Source organism: Pantoea sp. CFSAN033090 (genome assembly GCF_001264395.1).
GTDB classification, from domain to species: domain Bacteria; phylum Pseudomonadota; class Gammaproteobacteria; order Enterobacterales; family Enterobacteriaceae; genus Pantoea; species Pantoea agglomerans.
Map to the genome: position 1 here is coordinate 60428 of NZ_LGYX01000014.1, position 16882 is coordinate 77309.

14 protein-coding genes are annotated in these 16882 nt (G+C 56.8%); 11 read left to right on the forward strand and 3 right to left on the reverse strand.

What is annotated here, in order from left to right; translation table 11 throughout:
* Nucleotides 1-208 precede the first annotated feature (208 nt).
* From lepA to acpS, 7 genes are all read left to right on the forward strand, one after another.
* Nucleotides 209-2008: a translation elongation factor 4 gene (gene lepA / locus AFL22_RS14120; RefSeq protein WP_010257661.1), complete on the forward strand. Its 1800-nt coding sequence runs from the start codon at nucleotides 209-211 to the stop codon at nucleotides 2006-2008.
* 9 nt (nucleotides 2009-2017) lie between these two features.
* Complete coding sequence (lepB, locus tag AFL22_RS14125; protein WP_010257658.1) at nucleotides 2018-2992, forward strand: signal peptidase I; 975 nt, start codon at nucleotides 2018-2020, stop codon at nucleotides 2990-2992.
* A gap of 131 nt (nucleotides 2993-3123) precedes the next feature.
* Nucleotides 3124-3804 (forward strand): ribonuclease III, encoded by a 681-nt coding sequence (rnc, locus tag AFL22_RS14130; RefSeq protein WP_010257656.1) that lies wholly within the window; start codon nucleotides 3124-3126, stop codon nucleotides 3802-3804.
* Between the two features lie 141 nt (nucleotides 3805-3945).
* Entirely contained in the window at nucleotides 3946-4851 is a 906-nt protein-coding gene (gene era, locus AFL22_RS14135) for a GTPase Era (RefSeq protein WP_010257653.1), read from the forward strand.
* Nucleotides 4852-4855: 4 nt separating this feature from the next.
* On the forward strand, nucleotides 4856-5584 hold the full coding sequence (recO, locus tag AFL22_RS14140; protein WP_010257651.1) for a DNA repair protein RecO: 729 nt from the start codon (nucleotides 4856-4858) through the stop codon (nucleotides 5582-5584).
* 72 nt (nucleotides 5585-5656) lie between these two features.
* Complete coding sequence (gene pdxJ, locus AFL22_RS14145; RefSeq protein WP_010257647.1) at nucleotides 5657-6388, forward strand: pyridoxine 5'-phosphate synthase; 732 nt, start codon at nucleotides 5657-5659, stop codon at nucleotides 6386-6388.
* A complete protein-coding gene (gene acpS / locus AFL22_RS14150; protein WP_033758661.1) occupies nucleotides 6388-6768 on the forward strand; it encodes a holo-ACP synthase in 381 nt (126 codons plus the stop codon). Before pdxJ ends, acpS begins: the two co-directional genes overlap by 1 nt.
* On the opposite strand, the gene AFL22_RS14155 is transcribed toward acpS, so the two are convergent.
* Complete coding sequence (locus tag AFL22_RS14155; RefSeq protein WP_010671305.1) at nucleotides 6765-7013, reverse strand: YfhL family 4Fe-4S dicluster ferredoxin; 249 nt, start codon at nucleotides 7011-7013, stop codon at nucleotides 6765-6767. The genes acpS and AFL22_RS14155 overlap by 4 nt on opposite strands.
* A 55-nt stretch (nucleotides 7014-7068) precedes the next feature.
* A complete protein-coding gene (locus tag AFL22_RS14160; protein WP_010257643.1) occupies nucleotides 7069-7908 on the reverse strand; it encodes a MurR/RpiR family transcriptional regulator in 840 nt (279 codons plus the stop codon).
* Between the two features lie 154 nt (nucleotides 7909-8062).
* Here AFL22_RS14160 and yfhb point away from each other — a divergent pair, with 154 nt between their 5' ends.
* Both yfhb and tadA read left to right on the forward strand, forming a co-directional pair.
* Nucleotides 8063-8701, forward strand: coding sequence for a phosphatidylglycerophosphatase C (gene yfhb, locus AFL22_RS14165; RefSeq protein WP_010257641.1), 639 nt, complete (start codon nucleotides 8063-8065; stop codon nucleotides 8699-8701).
* Between the two features lie 63 nt (nucleotides 8702-8764).
* Nucleotides 8765-9256, forward strand: a complete 492-nt coding sequence (tadA, locus tag AFL22_RS14170) for a tRNA adenosine(34) deaminase TadA (RefSeq protein ID WP_072123926.1) — start codon at nucleotides 8765-8767, stop codon at nucleotides 9254-9256.
* Here the strand turns inward: tadA and mltF are convergent.
* Nucleotides 9253-10719, reverse strand: coding sequence for a membrane-bound lytic murein transglycosylase MltF (gene mltF / locus AFL22_RS14175; RefSeq protein ID WP_033758659.1), 1467 nt, complete (start codon nucleotides 10717-10719; stop codon nucleotides 9253-9255). The genes tadA and mltF overlap by 4 nt on opposite strands.
* A 267-nt stretch (nucleotides 10720-10986) precedes the next feature.
* Here mltF and purL point away from each other — a divergent pair, with 267 nt between their 5' ends.
* Nucleotides 10987-14874 carry a phosphoribosylformylglycinamidine synthase gene (gene purL / locus AFL22_RS14180; RefSeq protein ID WP_052271650.1) on the forward strand — a complete coding sequence of 1296 codons (3888 nt, stop codon included), beginning with the start codon at nucleotides 10987-10989 and terminating at the stop codon, nucleotides 14872-14874.
* Between the two features lie 579 nt (nucleotides 14875-15453).
* Entirely contained in the window at nucleotides 15454-16881 is a 1428-nt protein-coding gene (locus tag AFL22_RS14185) for a HAMP domain-containing sensor histidine kinase (RefSeq protein WP_052271651.1), read from the forward strand.
* The last annotated feature ends 1 nt before the right edge of the window (nucleotide 16882 follow it).

Genomic DNA, 16882 nt, shown 5'->3' on the forward strand with positions numbered 1-16882 from the left:
GGCCGCGCATCCCGCGGCCTTTGTCTGTTCTGCCTCGCGCAGATATCTGTTTCGCTTCCACCACGTTCCATTCTTTTATGCGCGGCGTTAACAGTGTAATATGCGTCGTCATTAATGAGGCTGACAGGATTGTGGGTAAAGAGCGATCTTCCTGAATGTGTCTGTGCTCAGGTTTTCAACTGAATTTTAAGCGAAGATATCCCAATAAATGAAGCACATAAGAAATTTCTCCATCATCGCTCATATCGACCATGGCAAATCTACGCTCTCTGACCGCCTGATTCAGATTTGCGGCGGCCTCACCGCTCGTGAAATGGCTGCGCAGGTTCTTGACTCTATGGATCTGGAGCGCGAGCGTGGCATCACCATCAAAGCACAGAGCGTCACACTCGATTATCACGCGAAAGACGGCCAAACTTACCAGCTCAATTTCATCGATACCCCAGGCCACGTAGACTTCTCCTATGAAGTTTCCCGCTCACTGGCCGCCTGCGAAGGCGCGCTGCTGGTGGTGGATGCCGGTCAGGGTGTTGAAGCGCAGACACTGGCGAACTGCTACACCGCGATGGAGATGGATCTGGAAGTGGTGCCGGTTCTGAACAAAATTGACCTGCCCGCTGCCGATCCCGATCGCGCCGCACAGGAAATTGAAGATATCGTCGGCATTGATGCAACTGACGCGGTGCGCTGCTCAGCCAAAACCGGCGTCGGCGTTCCGGAAGTGCTGGAACGCTTAGTGCGCGACATTCCGCCGCCAGAAGGCGATCCGGAAGCGCCGCTGCAGGCACTGATTATCGACTCCTGGTTCGATAACTACCTGGGTGTTGTTTCCCTGGTGCGCGTGAAAAACGGCACCATGCGCAAAGGCGACAAGATCAAAGTCCTGAGCACCGGTCAGGTTTATAACGCTGACCGCTTGGGTATCTTTACCCCGAAACGGGTTGATCGTAATGAGCTGAACTGTGGTGAAGTAGGCTGGCTGGTCTGCGCCATTAAAGATATTCTCGGCGCACCCGTGGGCGATACGCTGACTACCGCACGTAACCCGGCAGACAAAGCGCTGCCAGGCTTTAAAAAAGTGAAGCCGCAGGTTTACGCCGGTCTGTTCCCAATCAGCTCTGACGACTATGAAGCGTTCCGTGATGCGCTCGGTAAGCTGAGCCTGAACGACGCCTCGCTGTTCTATGAGCCAGAAAGCTCAACGGCGCTGGGCTTTGGTTTCCGCTGCGGCTTCCTCGGTCTGCTGCACATGGAGATCATCCAGGAGCGTCTGGAGCGCGAATACGATCTCGATCTGATCACTACTGCACCGACGGTGGTGTATGAAGTCGTGACCACCAGCGGCGAAATCGTTCATGTCGACAGCCCATCCAAGCTGCCGGCACTGAACAATATCGAAGAGCTGCGTGAACCGATTGCCGAATGTCACATGCTGCTGCCGCAGGAGTATCTGGGCAACGTCATCACGCTCTGTATTGAGAAGCGTGGCGTGCAGACCAACATGGTTTACCACGGCAATCAGGTGGCACTGACTTACGAAATTCCGATGGCTGAAGTGGTACTCGACTTCTTTGACCGTCTGAAATCAACCTCGCGCGGTTATGCCTCGCTGGATTACAACTTTAAACGTTTCCAGCCTTCAGACATGGTACGCGTCGACGTACTGATTAACTCTGAGCGTGTGGATGCGCTGGCGCTGATTACCCACCGTGACAACGCGCCTTATCGCGGACGCGATCTGGTTGAGAAAATGAAAGAGCTCATCCCGCGTCAGCAGTTTGATATTGCGATTCAGGCTGCCATCGGCAACCACATTATCGCGCGTTCAACGGTGAAACAGCTGCGTAAAAACGTTCTCGCCAAGTGTTATGGCGGTGACGTCAGCCGTAAGAAGAAACTGTTGCAGAAGCAGAAAGATGGTAAGAAGCGAATGAAGCAGGTTGGTAACGTTGAGCTGCCACAGGAAGCGTTCCTCGCCATTCTGCATGTCGGTAAGGACAGCAAATAAGGATTTCCAATGGCTAATATGTTCGCCCTGATTCTGGCGATAGCGACGCTGATTACTGGCATCGTATGGGTAATTGATCGTTTTAAATGGGCACCCGCGCGTCGCGCGAAACAGGCTGAGGCTCAGGCCCAGACCGGTAACGCGCTCGACAGCAAAACGCTGGCGAAGGTCGCTGCAAAGCCAGGCTGGGTTGAAACGACCGCATCCGTGTTCCCGGTGCTGGCCGTGGTTTTCATCGTGCGTTCGTTTATCTACGAACCATTCCAGATTCCCTCTGGCTCGATGATGCCGACACTGCTGATTGGTGACTTTATCCTGGTGGAGAAGTTTGCTTACGGCATCAAGGATCCGATCACCCAGACGACGCTGATCCCAACCGGTCAGCCGAAGCGCGGCGATATCGCGGTATTTAAATACCCGAAAGATCCGAGCCTGGATTACATTAAGCGCGTTATCGGTCTGCCGGGCGACAAAGTCATTTATGATCCTTACAGCAAAACGCTGACGGTGAAACCGACCTGCTCCGATGATAAAGCCTGTGACACAGCGTTAGCGGTAACTTACACCGACGTTGAGCCAAGCAACTTTGTTCAGACCTTTAGCGGCTTTGATGGCAACGAAACCGGCAACGGTTTTTATCAGGTGCCGCAGGGCGATACCCTGCGCGGTGGTTTGCGCCTGGGAACCCGCAAAGAGACAATCGGTAACGTGACGCATGACATTCTGCTGGTAAACGAAGCGCAGAGTCAGGCAGGCATGTATTATCAGCAGCCGGGTCAGCCGCAGGCGAGCTGGGTCGTGCCGAAAGGGCAATACTTCATGATGGGCGACAACCGTGATAACAGCGCCGACAGCCGCTACTGGGGCTTTGTCCCGGAGCGTAATCTGGTCGGTAAAGCGGTCGCTATCTGGATGAGCTTTGAGAAACAAGAAGGCCAGTGGCCAACCGGCGTGCGATTCAGTCGCATCGGTGGTATCCACTAATATTATTGTCTGATTAACAGGCAAATCGGGTGGCCTCCTCAGGGAGGCCACTGCACACCAAACGGAACGTGTTGGATTACCAGCCCCGTTTGGTATGCAGAGTCACAGACGCAACAAAGAACTGGAATCGCATGAACCCCATCCTGATTAACAAGCTTCAGCGCAAACTGGGCTACACTTTTACTCATTCGGAACTGTTACAGCAGGCCCTGACTCACCGCAGCGCCAGCAGTAAGCACAACGAACGCCTGGAATTTCTTGGCGATTCTATTCTTAGCTATGTGATTGCTAATGCCCTTTATCACCGCTTCCCGCGGGTTGATGAAGGTGACATGAGCCGCATGCGCGCCACGCTGGTACGGGGCAACACGCTGGCTGAAATGGCACGCGAATTTGATCTTGGCGAGTGCCTGCGCCTGGGACCCGGTGAGCTGAAAAGCGGCGGTTTCCGTCGTGAATCGATCCTGGCGGATACGGTGGAAGCGCTGATTGGCGGTATCTTCCTCGACAGCAGTATTGAGCGGGTAGAGCAGCTGATCCTCGACTGGTATCAGACCCGCCTCGACGAAATCAGTCCTGGCGACAAACAAAAAGATCCGAAAACGCGTCTGCAGGAGTATCTGCAGGGGCGTCATCTGCCGCTGCCAAGTTATCTGGTAGTACAGGTACGTGGCGAAGCCCACGATCAGGAATTCACCATTCACTGTCAGGTGAGTGGCATGGCCGAGCCGGTTGTCGGCGTCGGCTCCAGCCGTCGTAAAGCTGAGCAGGCAGCGGCTGAACAGGCACTGATAAAATTAGGTCTTGAATAGATCTGTCGGGATGACAGTGCCGGAACCGGCACTGACCATTAACCTGACATTCTATCCCGGCGTCAGAAGACGCTGAATGACACATGACTCGAATAGCACTCTTTCGGCGCCGCATCAGGCGCTGAACAATTCAGGACTCGAATGAGCGAAAACGTTACTTATTGCGGCTTTGTCGCGATTGTTGGCCGACCAAACGTCGGTAAATCCACCTTACTGAACCAGTTGCTGGGGCAGAAGGTGTCGATCACCTCGCGTAAGCCGCAAACCACGCGCCACCGCATCATGGGCATTCATACCGAAGGCGAATATCAGGCGATCTACGTCGATACCCCAGGTCTGCACATGGAAGAGAAGCGCGCCATTAACCGTCTGATGAACCGCGCAGCCAGCAGTTCTATTGGCGACGTTGAACTGGTGATTTTCGTGGTTGAAGGCACCCGCTGGACGCCCGATGATGAGATGGTATTGGGCAAACTGCGCGACAATAAAGTGCCGGTGGTGCTGGCGATCAATAAGGTCGATAACATCCAGGATAAAAGCATTCTGCTGCCGCATCTGCAGTTCCTGAGCCAGCAGATGAACTTCCTCGATATCGTACCTATTTCTGCTGAGAGCGGCAAAAACGTCGATACCATTGCGGCGATTACCCGCAAGCATCTGCCGCAGGCCGATCATCACTTCCCGGAAGATTACATCACCGACCGCTCACAGCGTTTCATGGCGTCAGAGATGATCCGTGAAAAACTGATGCGCTTCCTGGGTGCTGAACTGCCTTACTCCGTTACGGTTGAGATCGAGCGCTTCGTGACCAACGAACGTGGCGGTTACGACATTCACGGTCTGATTCTGGTTGAGCGCGAAGGGCAGAAGAAGATGGTGATTGGCAATAAAGGCGCCAAAATCAAAGTCATCGGCACAGAAGCGCGCCGAGACATGGAAGAGATGTTCGAAGCGAAAGTGCATCTCGAACTGTGGGTGAAAGTGAAATCCGGCTGGGCAGATGACGAACGTGCGCTGCGCAGCCTGGGTTATACAGACGATCTCTGATTCAATGGAAGGCTGGCAACGCGCCTTTGTGCTGCATAGTCGCCCCTTCAGCGAAACCAGTCTGCTGCTCGACCTGTTCAGCGAAAGCGAAGGGCGGGTGCGGGTTCTGGCCAAGGGCGCACGTTCGCGGCGCTCGCAGCTGAAGGGGGCGTTACAGCCTTTTACCCCGCTGCTGGTTCGCTGGAGCGGGCGCGGGGAAGTCAAAACCCTGCGCAATGCCGAAGCGGTGTCGCTGGCCTTACCGCTCAGCGGCATCACGCTCTACTGCGGTCTCTACGTCAATGAGCTGGTCTCTCGCGTATTGCAGCAGGAATTCCCCTTCTCAGAACTCTTCTTCGACTATCTCAACTGCCTTCAGGCATTAGCCTCAACGCACGGCAAGCCCGAACCGGCGCTGCGGCGTTTTGAACTGGCGCTGCTCGGTCACCTGGGTTATGGCGTCGATTTCCTGCACTGCGCCGGCAGCGGCGAGCCGGTCAGCGACAACATGACGTACAGCTACCGCGAAGAGCGCGGCTTTATTGCCAGCCTGGTGGTCAATCAGCGCAGCTTTACCGGCCGCGAATTGCGCGCCCTGTGCGAGCGAGAGTTTCCCGATGCCGACACTCTGCGCGCCGCGAAGCGGTTTACCCGCATCGCCCTGAAGCCCTATCTTGGTGGCAAGCCGCTGAAGAGTCAGGAGCTGTTCCGCCAGTTTATCCCGAAGAAAAAGCCTGAACAGGCAGAAGAATAGCGCGGGTCGTACCGCCTGTTTCACTTTGCGCGGTACACTCAACATCACGATGAAAAACAAGTGAGGACGGTCATGGCTGAGTTGCTGTTAGGCGTCAATATCGATCACATTGCCACGGTGCGTAACGCCCGTGGGACAAACTATCCCGATCCGGTGCAGGCGGCGTTTATCGCCGAGCAGGCGGGCGCAGACGGCATTACCGTGCACCTGCGCGAAGATCGCCGTCACATCACTGACCGCGACGTGCGTATCCTGCGTGACACCATCCAGACGCGGATGAATCTGGAGATGGCGGTCACCGATGAAATGATCGGCATCGCCTGTGATATCCAGCCCCATTTCTGCTGCCTGGTGCCGGAAAAGCGTCAGGAAGTGACCACTGAAGGCGGGCTGGATGTGGCGGGGCAGCAGGAGAAGATGAACGCGGCCGTACGACTGCTGAGTGACGCGGGCATTCTGGTTTCGCTGTTTATCGATGCCGATCACCGTCAGATTGAAGCGGCCGTGGCCAGCGGCGCGCCTTACATCGAAATTCATACCGGCGCTTACGCCGAAGCACCAGAGGGACTGGCGCGTGACGCTGAGCTGGCGCGTATCCGCCACGCCGCGACCTTTGCCGCCAGCCTGGGACTGAAGGTCAATGCCGGTCACGGTCTGACCTATCACAACGTGCTGCCGATTGCGGCGCTGCCGGAAATGCATGAGCTGAATATCGGCCATGCGATTATTGGTCGTGCGGTGATGAGTGGCCTGCCGGATGCGGTGAAAGAGATGAAGCAACTGCTGCGTGAAGCCCGTCGCTGATGGCTATTCTGGGACTGGGTACGGACATCGTTGAGATTGAACGTATCGCCGGGGTGATAGAGCGCTCCGGCGACCGGCTGGCACGGCGGGTGCTGAGCGAAGCAGAATGGCAGCAATATCAGTCGCACAAGCAGCCGGTGCGCTTTCTCTCTAAACGCTTTGCGGTAAAAGAGGCGGCGGCAAAAGCCTTTGGCACCGGCATTCGCGGTGGTCTGGCGTTTAATCAGTTTGAAGTTTACAACGATGCGCTGGGAAAACCGGGATTACGCTTCTTTCAGCATGCCGCTGAAGTGGCAGAGAGGCTGGGCGTTAAACACGTTCACGTGACGCTGGCCGATGAGCGTCACTACGCCTGCGCCACGGTGATCATTGAAAGCTAGCCGTGCAGCAGCACGAACTTCTCCCACAGCGCATCACGTGATTCGGTGTGCTGTGGGTCAATGATGATGGTGTTGTCGATGGGGCATACCTGCTGACAGGTTGGCGTCTCATAGTGCCCGACGCATTCCGTGCAGCGGCTGACATCAATCTCATAGATCGCATCGCCCAGTGAAATGGCCTGGTTCGGGCACTCCGGTTCACACATATCGCAGTTAATGCATCTGGACGTAATCAACAGCGCCATTTTACCCACCTGATAACAACAGAAAAAGCGCGGGTATTATACGCGCTGCCGCTGATCAGACCAGCTTTTTCACCAGCGCTTCGCTGTGGCGAATATGACTGGACGCGCGTTCCGGATCGTTTTGCACCAGTGCCATAAACAGCAGATCGGTCAGGGCCAGCTGCGCCGTGGTCGAGGAGATGGCCGCGCTGCGGGTACTCTGCTCCTCCGCCACCGTATAGAGACAGTAACTGGCGCTCTGCTGCAGCGTATTCGGCGTAAAGCCGGTAAAGGCCACCACATCGGCGCCCACCTGAACTGCTTCCTGCGCGGCCAGATTGATCTCCCGCCGTTCACCGGTGTAAGAGATGGCGAGCAGCACATCGCCGGGCCCCATCGCCTGCACGCTGGCCAGCAGGGCGTGCATATCCTGCTCCGCCACCGCATTGATGCCGATCTTCATCAGCTTCCAGGAGAAGTCCTTCGCCACCAGACCCGAAGCGCCGATGCCCACCAGTAAAATACGCCGGGCATTTTTCAGCAGCTGTAACACATCGTTGAGCTTCTCTTCGCTGTTGATATCCAGCGTGGCGCGGATTGCCGAGAGTTTCTCCGTCAGCAGCTTCTCACCCACCATTTTAAGGGGATCGTCGCTGAGGATATGGTTATGTACGGTAATGGCATCTTTGTCCGCCAGTGACTCACTCAGGGCCAGCTTAAGAGCCGGAAAACCTTTGTATCCCAGTTTCTGAGCAAACTTCACCACGCTCGACTGGCTGACGCCAGACTCTTCCGCCAGCTTTTGCGAACTCAGGTGGCGCGCCCGATCGGGTTGCGACAGTAGAAAATCAGCCAGCCGACGCTCGTTCAATGCCAGACGTGGATAAAGCTGGCGAATGCGCAGCAATGAACTCATGCCCAATCCTCGTAATTCAGGGATAATCTGTGAAGAATAAACTATTCATCAGGCATTGTAGTCATCGGAATTAAAAATGACAGTCATCGCCGTAGCGCCTGATGATGGCTACACTACTCTTTATCATTCCAGAATCAGCCTGAAGGAGAGTTGTTTGACCAGGGGAACACAACGTCGCGTCGTATTTTTTGACCTGGATGGCACTTTGCACCAGCAGGACATGTTCGGCACTTTTATGCGCTATCTGCTGCGTCGCCGCCCGCTTAATCTGCTGCTGGTGGTGCCGTTATTGCCGGTAGTGGGTATCGGCTTGCTGTTTAAAGGCCGGGCGGCACGCTGGCCCATGAGCCTGCTGCTCTGGTCTATTACTTTTGGCCGTTCTGAGCGGACGCTGCTGCAACTCGAAGCCGAATTTGCGCAGTGGTTCCGCCTGCGCGTTAAAGCCTTTCCGGTGGTTCAGCAGCGCCTGACCGATTACCTCGGCAGTGATGATGCTGACGTCTGGCTTATCACCGGATCGCCACAGTCTCTGGTGGAGCAGGTCTATTACGACTCCGCGTTTCTGCCACGCGTGAAGCTGATTGCCAGTCAGATGCAGCGCGGCTGGGGCGGGCGGGTACTGGCAATGCGCTGCCTCGGCCATGAGAAAGTGGCACAGCTGGAAGAGAAAATCGGCACGCCGCTACAGCTCTACAGCGGCTATAGCGACAGCAAACAGGACAACCCGCTGCTGTTTTTCTGTCAGCATCGCTGGCGCGTAACACCCGCAGGTGAGCTGCAACAGCTGGAATAAGTTTCTAAAGGATCGGTGAGACCGCTATAATGCGCCGCTTTTCTGTCGCCCGGAGTGGTCAGCATGAAACAACAAGATGAATACTGGATGCGCCATGCGCTTGACCTGGCGCGCCGGGCCTGGGAGCAGGGCGAAGTGCCGGTGGGTGCGGTGCTGGTTCAGAATGACCGGGTGATCGGTGAAGGCTGGAACCGGCCCATCGGCCAGCACGATCCGACGGCGCATGCGGAGATTATGGCGTTGCGGCAGGGCGGTAAAGTACTGGAAAATTATCGTCTGCTGGACACCACGCTCTACGTGACGCTGGAGCCGTGCGTGATGTGCGCCGGCGCCATGGTTCACAGCCGCATCAGCCGGCTGGTCTACGGTGCGCACGATATCAAAAGTGGAGCGGCAGGATCGCTGCTCGATGTGCTGGGGCACCCCGGCATGAATCATCAGGTTGAATTACAGAGCGGCGTGCTGGCTGAAGAGTGTGCCGCTATGCTGAGCGACTTCTTCCGTATGCGTCGCGAGCAGAAAAAAGCGCTGCGGCAGGCGCAACGCCAGAATTAATTCATGGCGATCTTTGGTTCGACCGCCGGATAGCCTTTGGCCAGTTCGGCCTGTGCTTGTTGTGCTTCAGCCTGCTGCGCCAGGCGTTTTTCCTGCTCCTGCAGATAACCCACTAGGCTTAACTGATATTTGCGGATGTTCTCCACATAGTTATAGGCTTCATGCCCACGGGCATAGCCATAAGCTGTCTGAGTGTAGTAACGCTTCTGGCTCAGCATGGGCAGACGCAGCTTCACATCCGCCCAGCTATCCGGATTACCCCCCTGGCGGGCAGTGAGTTTACGGACATCCAGCATATGGGCATAGCCCATGTTATAGGCCGCCAGCGCAAACCAGATGCGCTCATCTTCCGGGATGGTCTGCGGCACCTTCGCCATCATATCCTGCAGATACTGACTGCCGCCGCGAATGCTCTGTTCGGGATCGGTCCGGTCGCCCACATCCAGGCTCTCAGCGGTGTTACGGGTCAGCATCATCATGCCGCGCACGCCGGTAGGGGAGGTGGCCTGCGGGTTCCAGTGCGACTCCTGATAGGAGATCGCCGCCAGCAGTCGCCAGTCAATGCTGGTGGCGTACTTCTCAAACAGCGGTTTGATGTCAGGCAGCGTGTTATCGATGGCGCGCAGGAAAGTGCGGGTATCGACATAATCAAAGGTGCCGACGTGGCCGAGATATTTCTCCTCCAGCCGCGCCATCGCCCCTTCTTCACCCATACCGTTAAAGAAGTCGAGCATCGCGGCATTCAGGCTGTCGTCATCGCTGTGCCGCACATACCAGGTGACCGGCTCTTCATCAGTGACGTCAAACGCCACCGCCAGCTGCGGATAGATGCGCTGCAGCAGAGCGATGGTCACGGAGTCGCCAATCGTATAGTCGAGCTTGCCGTCTGCCACCGCTTCCAGCAGGGCTTTAGGACTTTGATCGGTGGAGATCGCCCAGTCCAGATCGGGGTACTGGTTTGACCGCGCGCTCTTCAGCGTTGACAGATAAGCCGATCCTGACGCAACAGTCAGCCGCCCCTTTAAGTCACCGAGGTTTTTAGGGCGCGGCTTATCCACGCGATAGACCAGCTGCTGCGAAACGTTGTAGTAGCCTGGCCCGGTCTGATAGCGGGTCAGGCGTTCGCTGTTGTAGTTCAGACCCGCGGCCAGCAAATCGGCTTTGCCATCATCTAAATCGTCAAACAGATCGCTCAGGTTGGGACGTACTGTCACCTTGAGTTTGACGCCCAGATAATCGGCGAAGCGTTTTGCCAGCTCATAATCCATACCGGCCGGAGATTGGTTCACTGTGTAGTAAGTCAACGGGGAATTGATGGTACTGACACGCAGTACTCCCCGTGATTTAATCTGTGAAATCTGGTCCTGCCCACCCCCATACCAGGGAATGGATGGCCATAGCGCTAACGCTAACAGCACGGCAACCAGACCGATAAACAGATAATTAAATTTTAGGCGTTTCAAATAGTTATCTCTCGCTGGCTCTAAGGCCTCTGTCTTTTAAAGGCAGTATTTGTCTTCTTTGAACTCCCAGAGCGAGGGGCATTTTGCGCAACAAAATCACGCTGAGCAACTTTTATAGCAGCTTTTGCGCAAAATTCAGGCAAATCCGGGTCGCCAAAAATTGTGCGCAAACGGTTTCGTCGCGAGGTCGCTTTCTCTATAATACGCCCCGTTTTCCCTGTTGCGCCCAATGAAGCGTCGCCCGGCGCCCTGACGAGAGATTTATTAATGGAAATTCTGCGTGGTTCGCCCGCCCTGTCGGCATTTCGTGTAAACAAACTGCTGACCCGCTTTCAGGACGCTCATCTGCCGGTGAGTGATATTTACGCTGAGTACATCCATTTTGCTGATGTCAGCACGCCCTTAAGCGCTGACGAACAGAGCCGTCTGCAGCGCCTGCTGAAATATGGTCCCTCTCTCGCTGAACATGCCCCACAGGGGCGTCTGCTGCTGGTGACGCCTCGTCCCGGCACCATTTCGCCCTGGTCATCCAAAGCCACGGACATTGCCCACAACTGCGGCCTGCCGCAGGTACGTCGCCTGGAGCGCGGCCTGGCCTTTTATGTGCATGCCCCACAACTGACGGAAGCGCAGTGGCAAACGCTGGGCACACTGCTGCACGATCGGATGATGGAAACGGTCTTCGGCGATCTGGCGCAGGCTGAACAGCTGTTCGCGCATCACACGCCACAGCCGGTGAAAAGTGTCGATCTGCTGGGTGAGGGCCGTCAGGCGCTGGTTCAGGCGAATATCTCACTGGGTCTGGCGCTGGCCGACGATGAAATCGACTATCTGGTGGCGGCGTTTACCGCACTGGGCCGCAATCCCAACGACATTGAACTCTACATGTTTGCGCAGGCGAACTCTGAGCACTGTCGTCACAAGATCTTCAACGCCGACTGGATTATCGACGGCGAGAAACAGCCAAAGTCGCTGTTTAAGATGATCAAAAACACCATGGAGCAGACGCCGGACTACGTGCTCTCTGCTTACAAAGATAACGCCGCCGTGATGGAAGGCTCAGAGGTTGGCCGCTTCTTTGCTGACGCCGGAGAGAGCGAATACCGCTGGCATCAGGAAGCCGCACACATCCTGATGAAGGTGGAAACCCATAACCACCCAACGGCCATCTCGCCGTGGCCTGGTGCTGCGACCGGTTCCGGTGGTGAAATCCGTGATGAAGGCGCAACCGGAAGGGGTTCGAAGCCAAAAGCGGGCCTCGTCGGTTTCTCCGTATCGAACCTGCGTATCCCAGGCTTTGAACAGCCGTGGGAAGAGGACTTCGGCAAACCGGCCCGCATCGTCAGCGCGCTGGAAATTATGACCGATGGCCCACTGGGCGGCGCTGCATTTAACAATGAATTTGGTCGTCCGGCTCTGAATGGTTACTTCCGTACCTATGAAGAGCAGGTCACCAGCCACAACGGCACTGAGCTGCGTGGCTACCATAAGCCGATTATGCTGGCGGGCGGCATCGGGAATATCCGTGCCGATCACGTGCAGAAAGGTGAAATCACCGTAGGCGCGAAGCTGGTGGTGCTGGGCGGTCCGGCAATGAACATCGGCCTGGGCGGCGGCGCGGCGTCATCGATGGCCTCGGGTCAGTCTGATGCCGATCTCGACTTTGCCTCGGTACAGCGTGATAACCCGGAGATGGAGCGCCGTTGTCAGGAAGTGATCGACCGCTGCTGGCAACTGGGCGATGAGAACCCGATTCTGTTTATCCACGACGTGGGCGCTGGCGGTCTCTCCAATGCGATGCCGGAGCTGGTCAGCGATGGCGGTCGTGGCGGCCGGTTTAACCTGCGTGACATCCTGAGTGATGAGCCAGGCATGAGTCCGCTGGAGGTCTGGTGTAACGAATCACAGGAACGTTATGTGATGGCAGTGGCACCCGATCAGCTGGCGCAGTTTGAGGCAATTTGCCAGCGTGAACGCGCACCGTTCGCGGTCATTGGTGAAGCCACCGAAGAGCTGCACCTGAGCCTGGAAGATAGTCATTTCGGTAATAAGCCGATCGATATGCCACTTGATGTCCTGCTGGGCAAAACGCCGAAGATGACGCGGGATGTGGTGACGCAGCAGACGCAGGCCACTGCCCTGCAGCGTGACGGCATTACGCTGGTCGATGCGGTAAACCGCGTGCTGCATCTGCCTGCCGTGGCGGAAAAAACCTTCCTGATCACCATCGGTGACCGCAGCGTGACCGGCATGGTTGCGCGCGACCAGATGGTGGGACCGTGGCAGATCCCGGTTGCCAACTGTGCAGTGACTACCGCCAGCCTCGACAGCTATCACGGCGAAGCGTTTGCCCTGGGCGAACGTTCACCGGTTGCGCTGCTGGACTTCGCGGCCTCGGGTCGTCTGGCCGTCGGTGAAGCACTGACCAACCTGGCGGCTACCCATATTGGTTCGCTGAAGCGTGTGAAGCTTTCCGCAAACTGGATGTCCGCAGCCGGTCATCCGGGTGAAGATGCCGGTTTATATGCGGCGGTGAAAGCGGTCGGCGAAGAGCTTTGCCCGGCGCTGGGGATCACCATCCCGGTCGGTAAAGATTCGATGTCGATGAAAACACGCTGGCAGGAAGGCAGCGAACAGCGCGAAATGACCTCACCGCTGTCGCTGGTGATTACCGCTTTTGCCCGCGTCGAAGATGTCCGTCGCACCGTCACGCCACAACTGCAGGCCGATCAGGATAACCTGCTGCTGCTGATCGATCTGGGCAACGGCGCGAATACGCTGGGCGCAACCGCGCTGTCGCAGGTTTACCGTCAGCTTGGCGACAAACCTGCCGACGTGCGCGATGCCGCTCAGCTGGCGGGCTTCTTCAATGCCATCCAGGCGCTGGTGGCTGAGCAGAAACTGCTGGCTTATCACGATCGTTCCGACGGTGGTCTGCTGGTGACGCTGGCCGAGATGGCGTTTGCCGGTCACTGCGGCATCGACGTTGACATCGCCTCGCTGGGTAACGATGCGCTGGCCTCCCTGTTTACCGAGGAGCTGGGCGCGGTGATTCAGATCAACGCCGCCGATCGCGCCGTGGTTGAGCAGATCCTGGCGGATCACGGCCTTGCCGACTCGACGCATCTGCTGGGCAGCGCGCAGCCGGGCGATCGCTTTGTGATCCGTTCTGGTGACAGTGCGGTCTACAGTGAAAGCCGCAACACGTTGCGTACCTGGTGGGCGGAAACCACCTGGCAGATGCAGCGTCTGCGCGACAACCCGGCGTGTGCCGATCAGGAACATGAAGCGAAGAAAAACGACAGCGATCCTGGCCTGAACGTTAATCTGACATTTAATCCGCAGGAAGATGTTGCTGCCCCGATGATCGCCACTGGCGCACGTCCAAGGGTCGCGGTGCTGCGTGAGCAGGGCGTGAACTCCCATGTAGAGATGGCCGCCGCCTTTGATCGGGCAGGTTTCACCGCCATTGACGTTCACATGAGCGATCTGCTGGCCGGACGTCGCGGTCTGGAAGAGTTCCAGGCGCTGGTCGCCTGTGGCGGCTTCTCCTACGGCGATGTGCTGGGTGCCGGTGAGGGCTGGGCGAAATCGATTCTGTTTAATCCGCGCGTGCGTGACGAGTTCGAAACCTTCTTCCACCGTCCGCAAACCCTGGCGCTGGGCGTCTGCAACGGCTGCCAGATGATGTCTAATCTGCGTGAACTGATCCCAGGCAGCGATCTCTGGCCGCGCTTTGTGCGTAACCAGTCTGAGCGCTTTGAAGCGCGTTTCAGTCTGGTAGAAGTGGCCGCCAGTCCATCGCTGTTGCTGGACGGCATGGCCGGTTCGCATATGCCCATCGCCGTTTCGCACGGTGAAGGCTTTGTTGAAGTGCGTGATGCTTCGCATCTGGCGGCGCTGGAGTCGAAAGGGCTGGTGGCACTGCGCTTTGTCGATAACTTCGGCAAGGTAACAGAAACCTATCCGGCTAACCCGAATGGCTCACCAAACGGCATCACTGCCGTGACTAATGAAAGTGGTCGCGTCACTATCATGATGCCGCATCCGGAGCGGGTATTCCGCACCGTCAGCAACTCCTGGCATCCGGCAGAGTGGGGCGAAGACAGCCCGTGGATGCGTATTTTCCGCAATGCGCGCAGACAGCTGGGTTAATGTAATCCGCTGAAAAGAGCAGGAGGCCAGTGTGCCTCCTGCTCTTTTTTGTGGCTCTGTTGGCAAATGGCGACAATGAGCATGTCGTACTGTCTCTTTTTGGCGACATCTATCTCGTTGATTTTTAATGGGCGCCTCTCCGGCGCGATTTCATGTCGCTCAGCGGAGACAGTTTTCACTTACTGTAATCAGATTTTGCGCAACAGTTGTCCGGTAAGCTTATTCAATCTGCTGAAAAATATAATGATTTATTTCCTGGCATGGAACTTGCTATACTCATGCAGCTGCTCATTCACCTGTTTATGATTGCCCCGCTTAGCGGAGAAGAGCTCATAAAGCCCGAATGACGCACCAAACGGAGCCTGCCGTCCAACTGACCGATAATCGCTTGCGTTATCAAACACCGGACGTAACGTTGAGTAAGGCTCCACCCATTTTTACGCGATGCATCACGCGTCGTGCCAGCGGCAGGCCATCGAGCCTGCCGTTTTCTTTTGTTCCCCTTTCTTCCGACGACACCTTTCTTCCGCTGACAGAGTCCGTTAGCATCCAGACAGCAAATCTTAAGGAAGCGGCTGCGTGAAAAAATGGCGTTTATTTCCCCGTTCTCTGCGTCAGCTGGTGCTGATGGCGTTTGTACTGGTGCTGCTGCCGTTGCTGGTGCTGGCCTGGCAGGCGTGGGAAAGTCTCTCTGCGTTAAGCGAACAGGCAGCGGATACCAACCGCAATACCTTCACCGACGTTCGCAGAAGTGAGGCGATGGCGCGAACGGCGGTTGAGCTGGAGCGCAGCTATCGCCAGTACTGCGTGCTGGATGATGCCTCGCTGGCGCGCCTTTATCAGACCCAGCACACCCGCTACAGCCAGATGCTGAGTTCGCACAGCGCCAGCCTGCCCGAGCTGCCCGCATTCCAGACTTTACAGGCGACGTTGCCGCTGCTGACACCGTTAAAGTGCGATAACGGTAATCCGGTTACGCCTGCCGCAGAGGCGCTGGATCGTTTTTCTGCCACCAATGCGCAGATGGTGCAGGACACGCGCGAAGTGGTGTTTTCGCGCGGCCTTCAGCTGCAGCGCGAAATTGCCGATCGCGGCCAGTTTTTTGGCTGGCAGGCGCTGATTCTGTTTATCATCAGTCTGGCGTTGATGACGCTGTTTACCGGCATGATTATCGGGCCGGTCAAGCGTATTGAGCGGATGATCAACCGGCTTGGCGAAGGCCGGGAACTGGGTAACAGCGTGACATTTCGCGGCCCGCGCGAGTTACGCTCGCTGGGACAGCGCATCGTCTGGCTCAGCGAACGGCTTCAGTGGCTGGAATCGCAGCGCCATGAATTCCTGCGCCATCTTTCTCACGAACTGAAAACGCCGCTGGCCAGCCTGCGTGAAGGCACCGAACTGCTGGCGGACGAGGTAGCCGGGTCGCTGAACGCCGATCAAAAAGAGGTGGTCACTATCCTCGACGGCAGCAGCCGTCATCTGCAGCGGCTGATTGAACAGCTGCTTGATTACAACCGTAAACTGGCAGATGGCCCGATCCAGCTGGAACCGGTCAGCGTGGCGGAAATTGTGGAGGGGGTGGTGAATGCACATGCACTCTCGGCGCGCGCCAAACTCATGCAGACGGTTGTCGATCTGGCGGTCAGTCACTGCCTTGCCGAACCGATGTTACTGATGCGGGTCATCGATAATCTCTATTCGAACGCCGTGAACTACGGCAGCGAATCCGGTACCATCTGGCTGCGCAGTCAGCAGCAGGGCGATCGGGTCTGGATTGATGTCGCGAACAGCGGCACGCCGATCCCGCCGGAAGAGCAGGCAATGATTTTCGAACCTTTCTTCCAGGGTAGCCAGCAGCGCAAAGGGCCGGTAAAAGGCAGCGGGCTGGGATTGAGTATTGCCAAAGATTGCCTGCGCCGGATGCATGGCGACCTGACGCTGGTCTCCTGCGAGCAGGCTGATGTCTGTTTTCGAATTGAACTGAACACCACAGCCGGGAAAGTCTGAC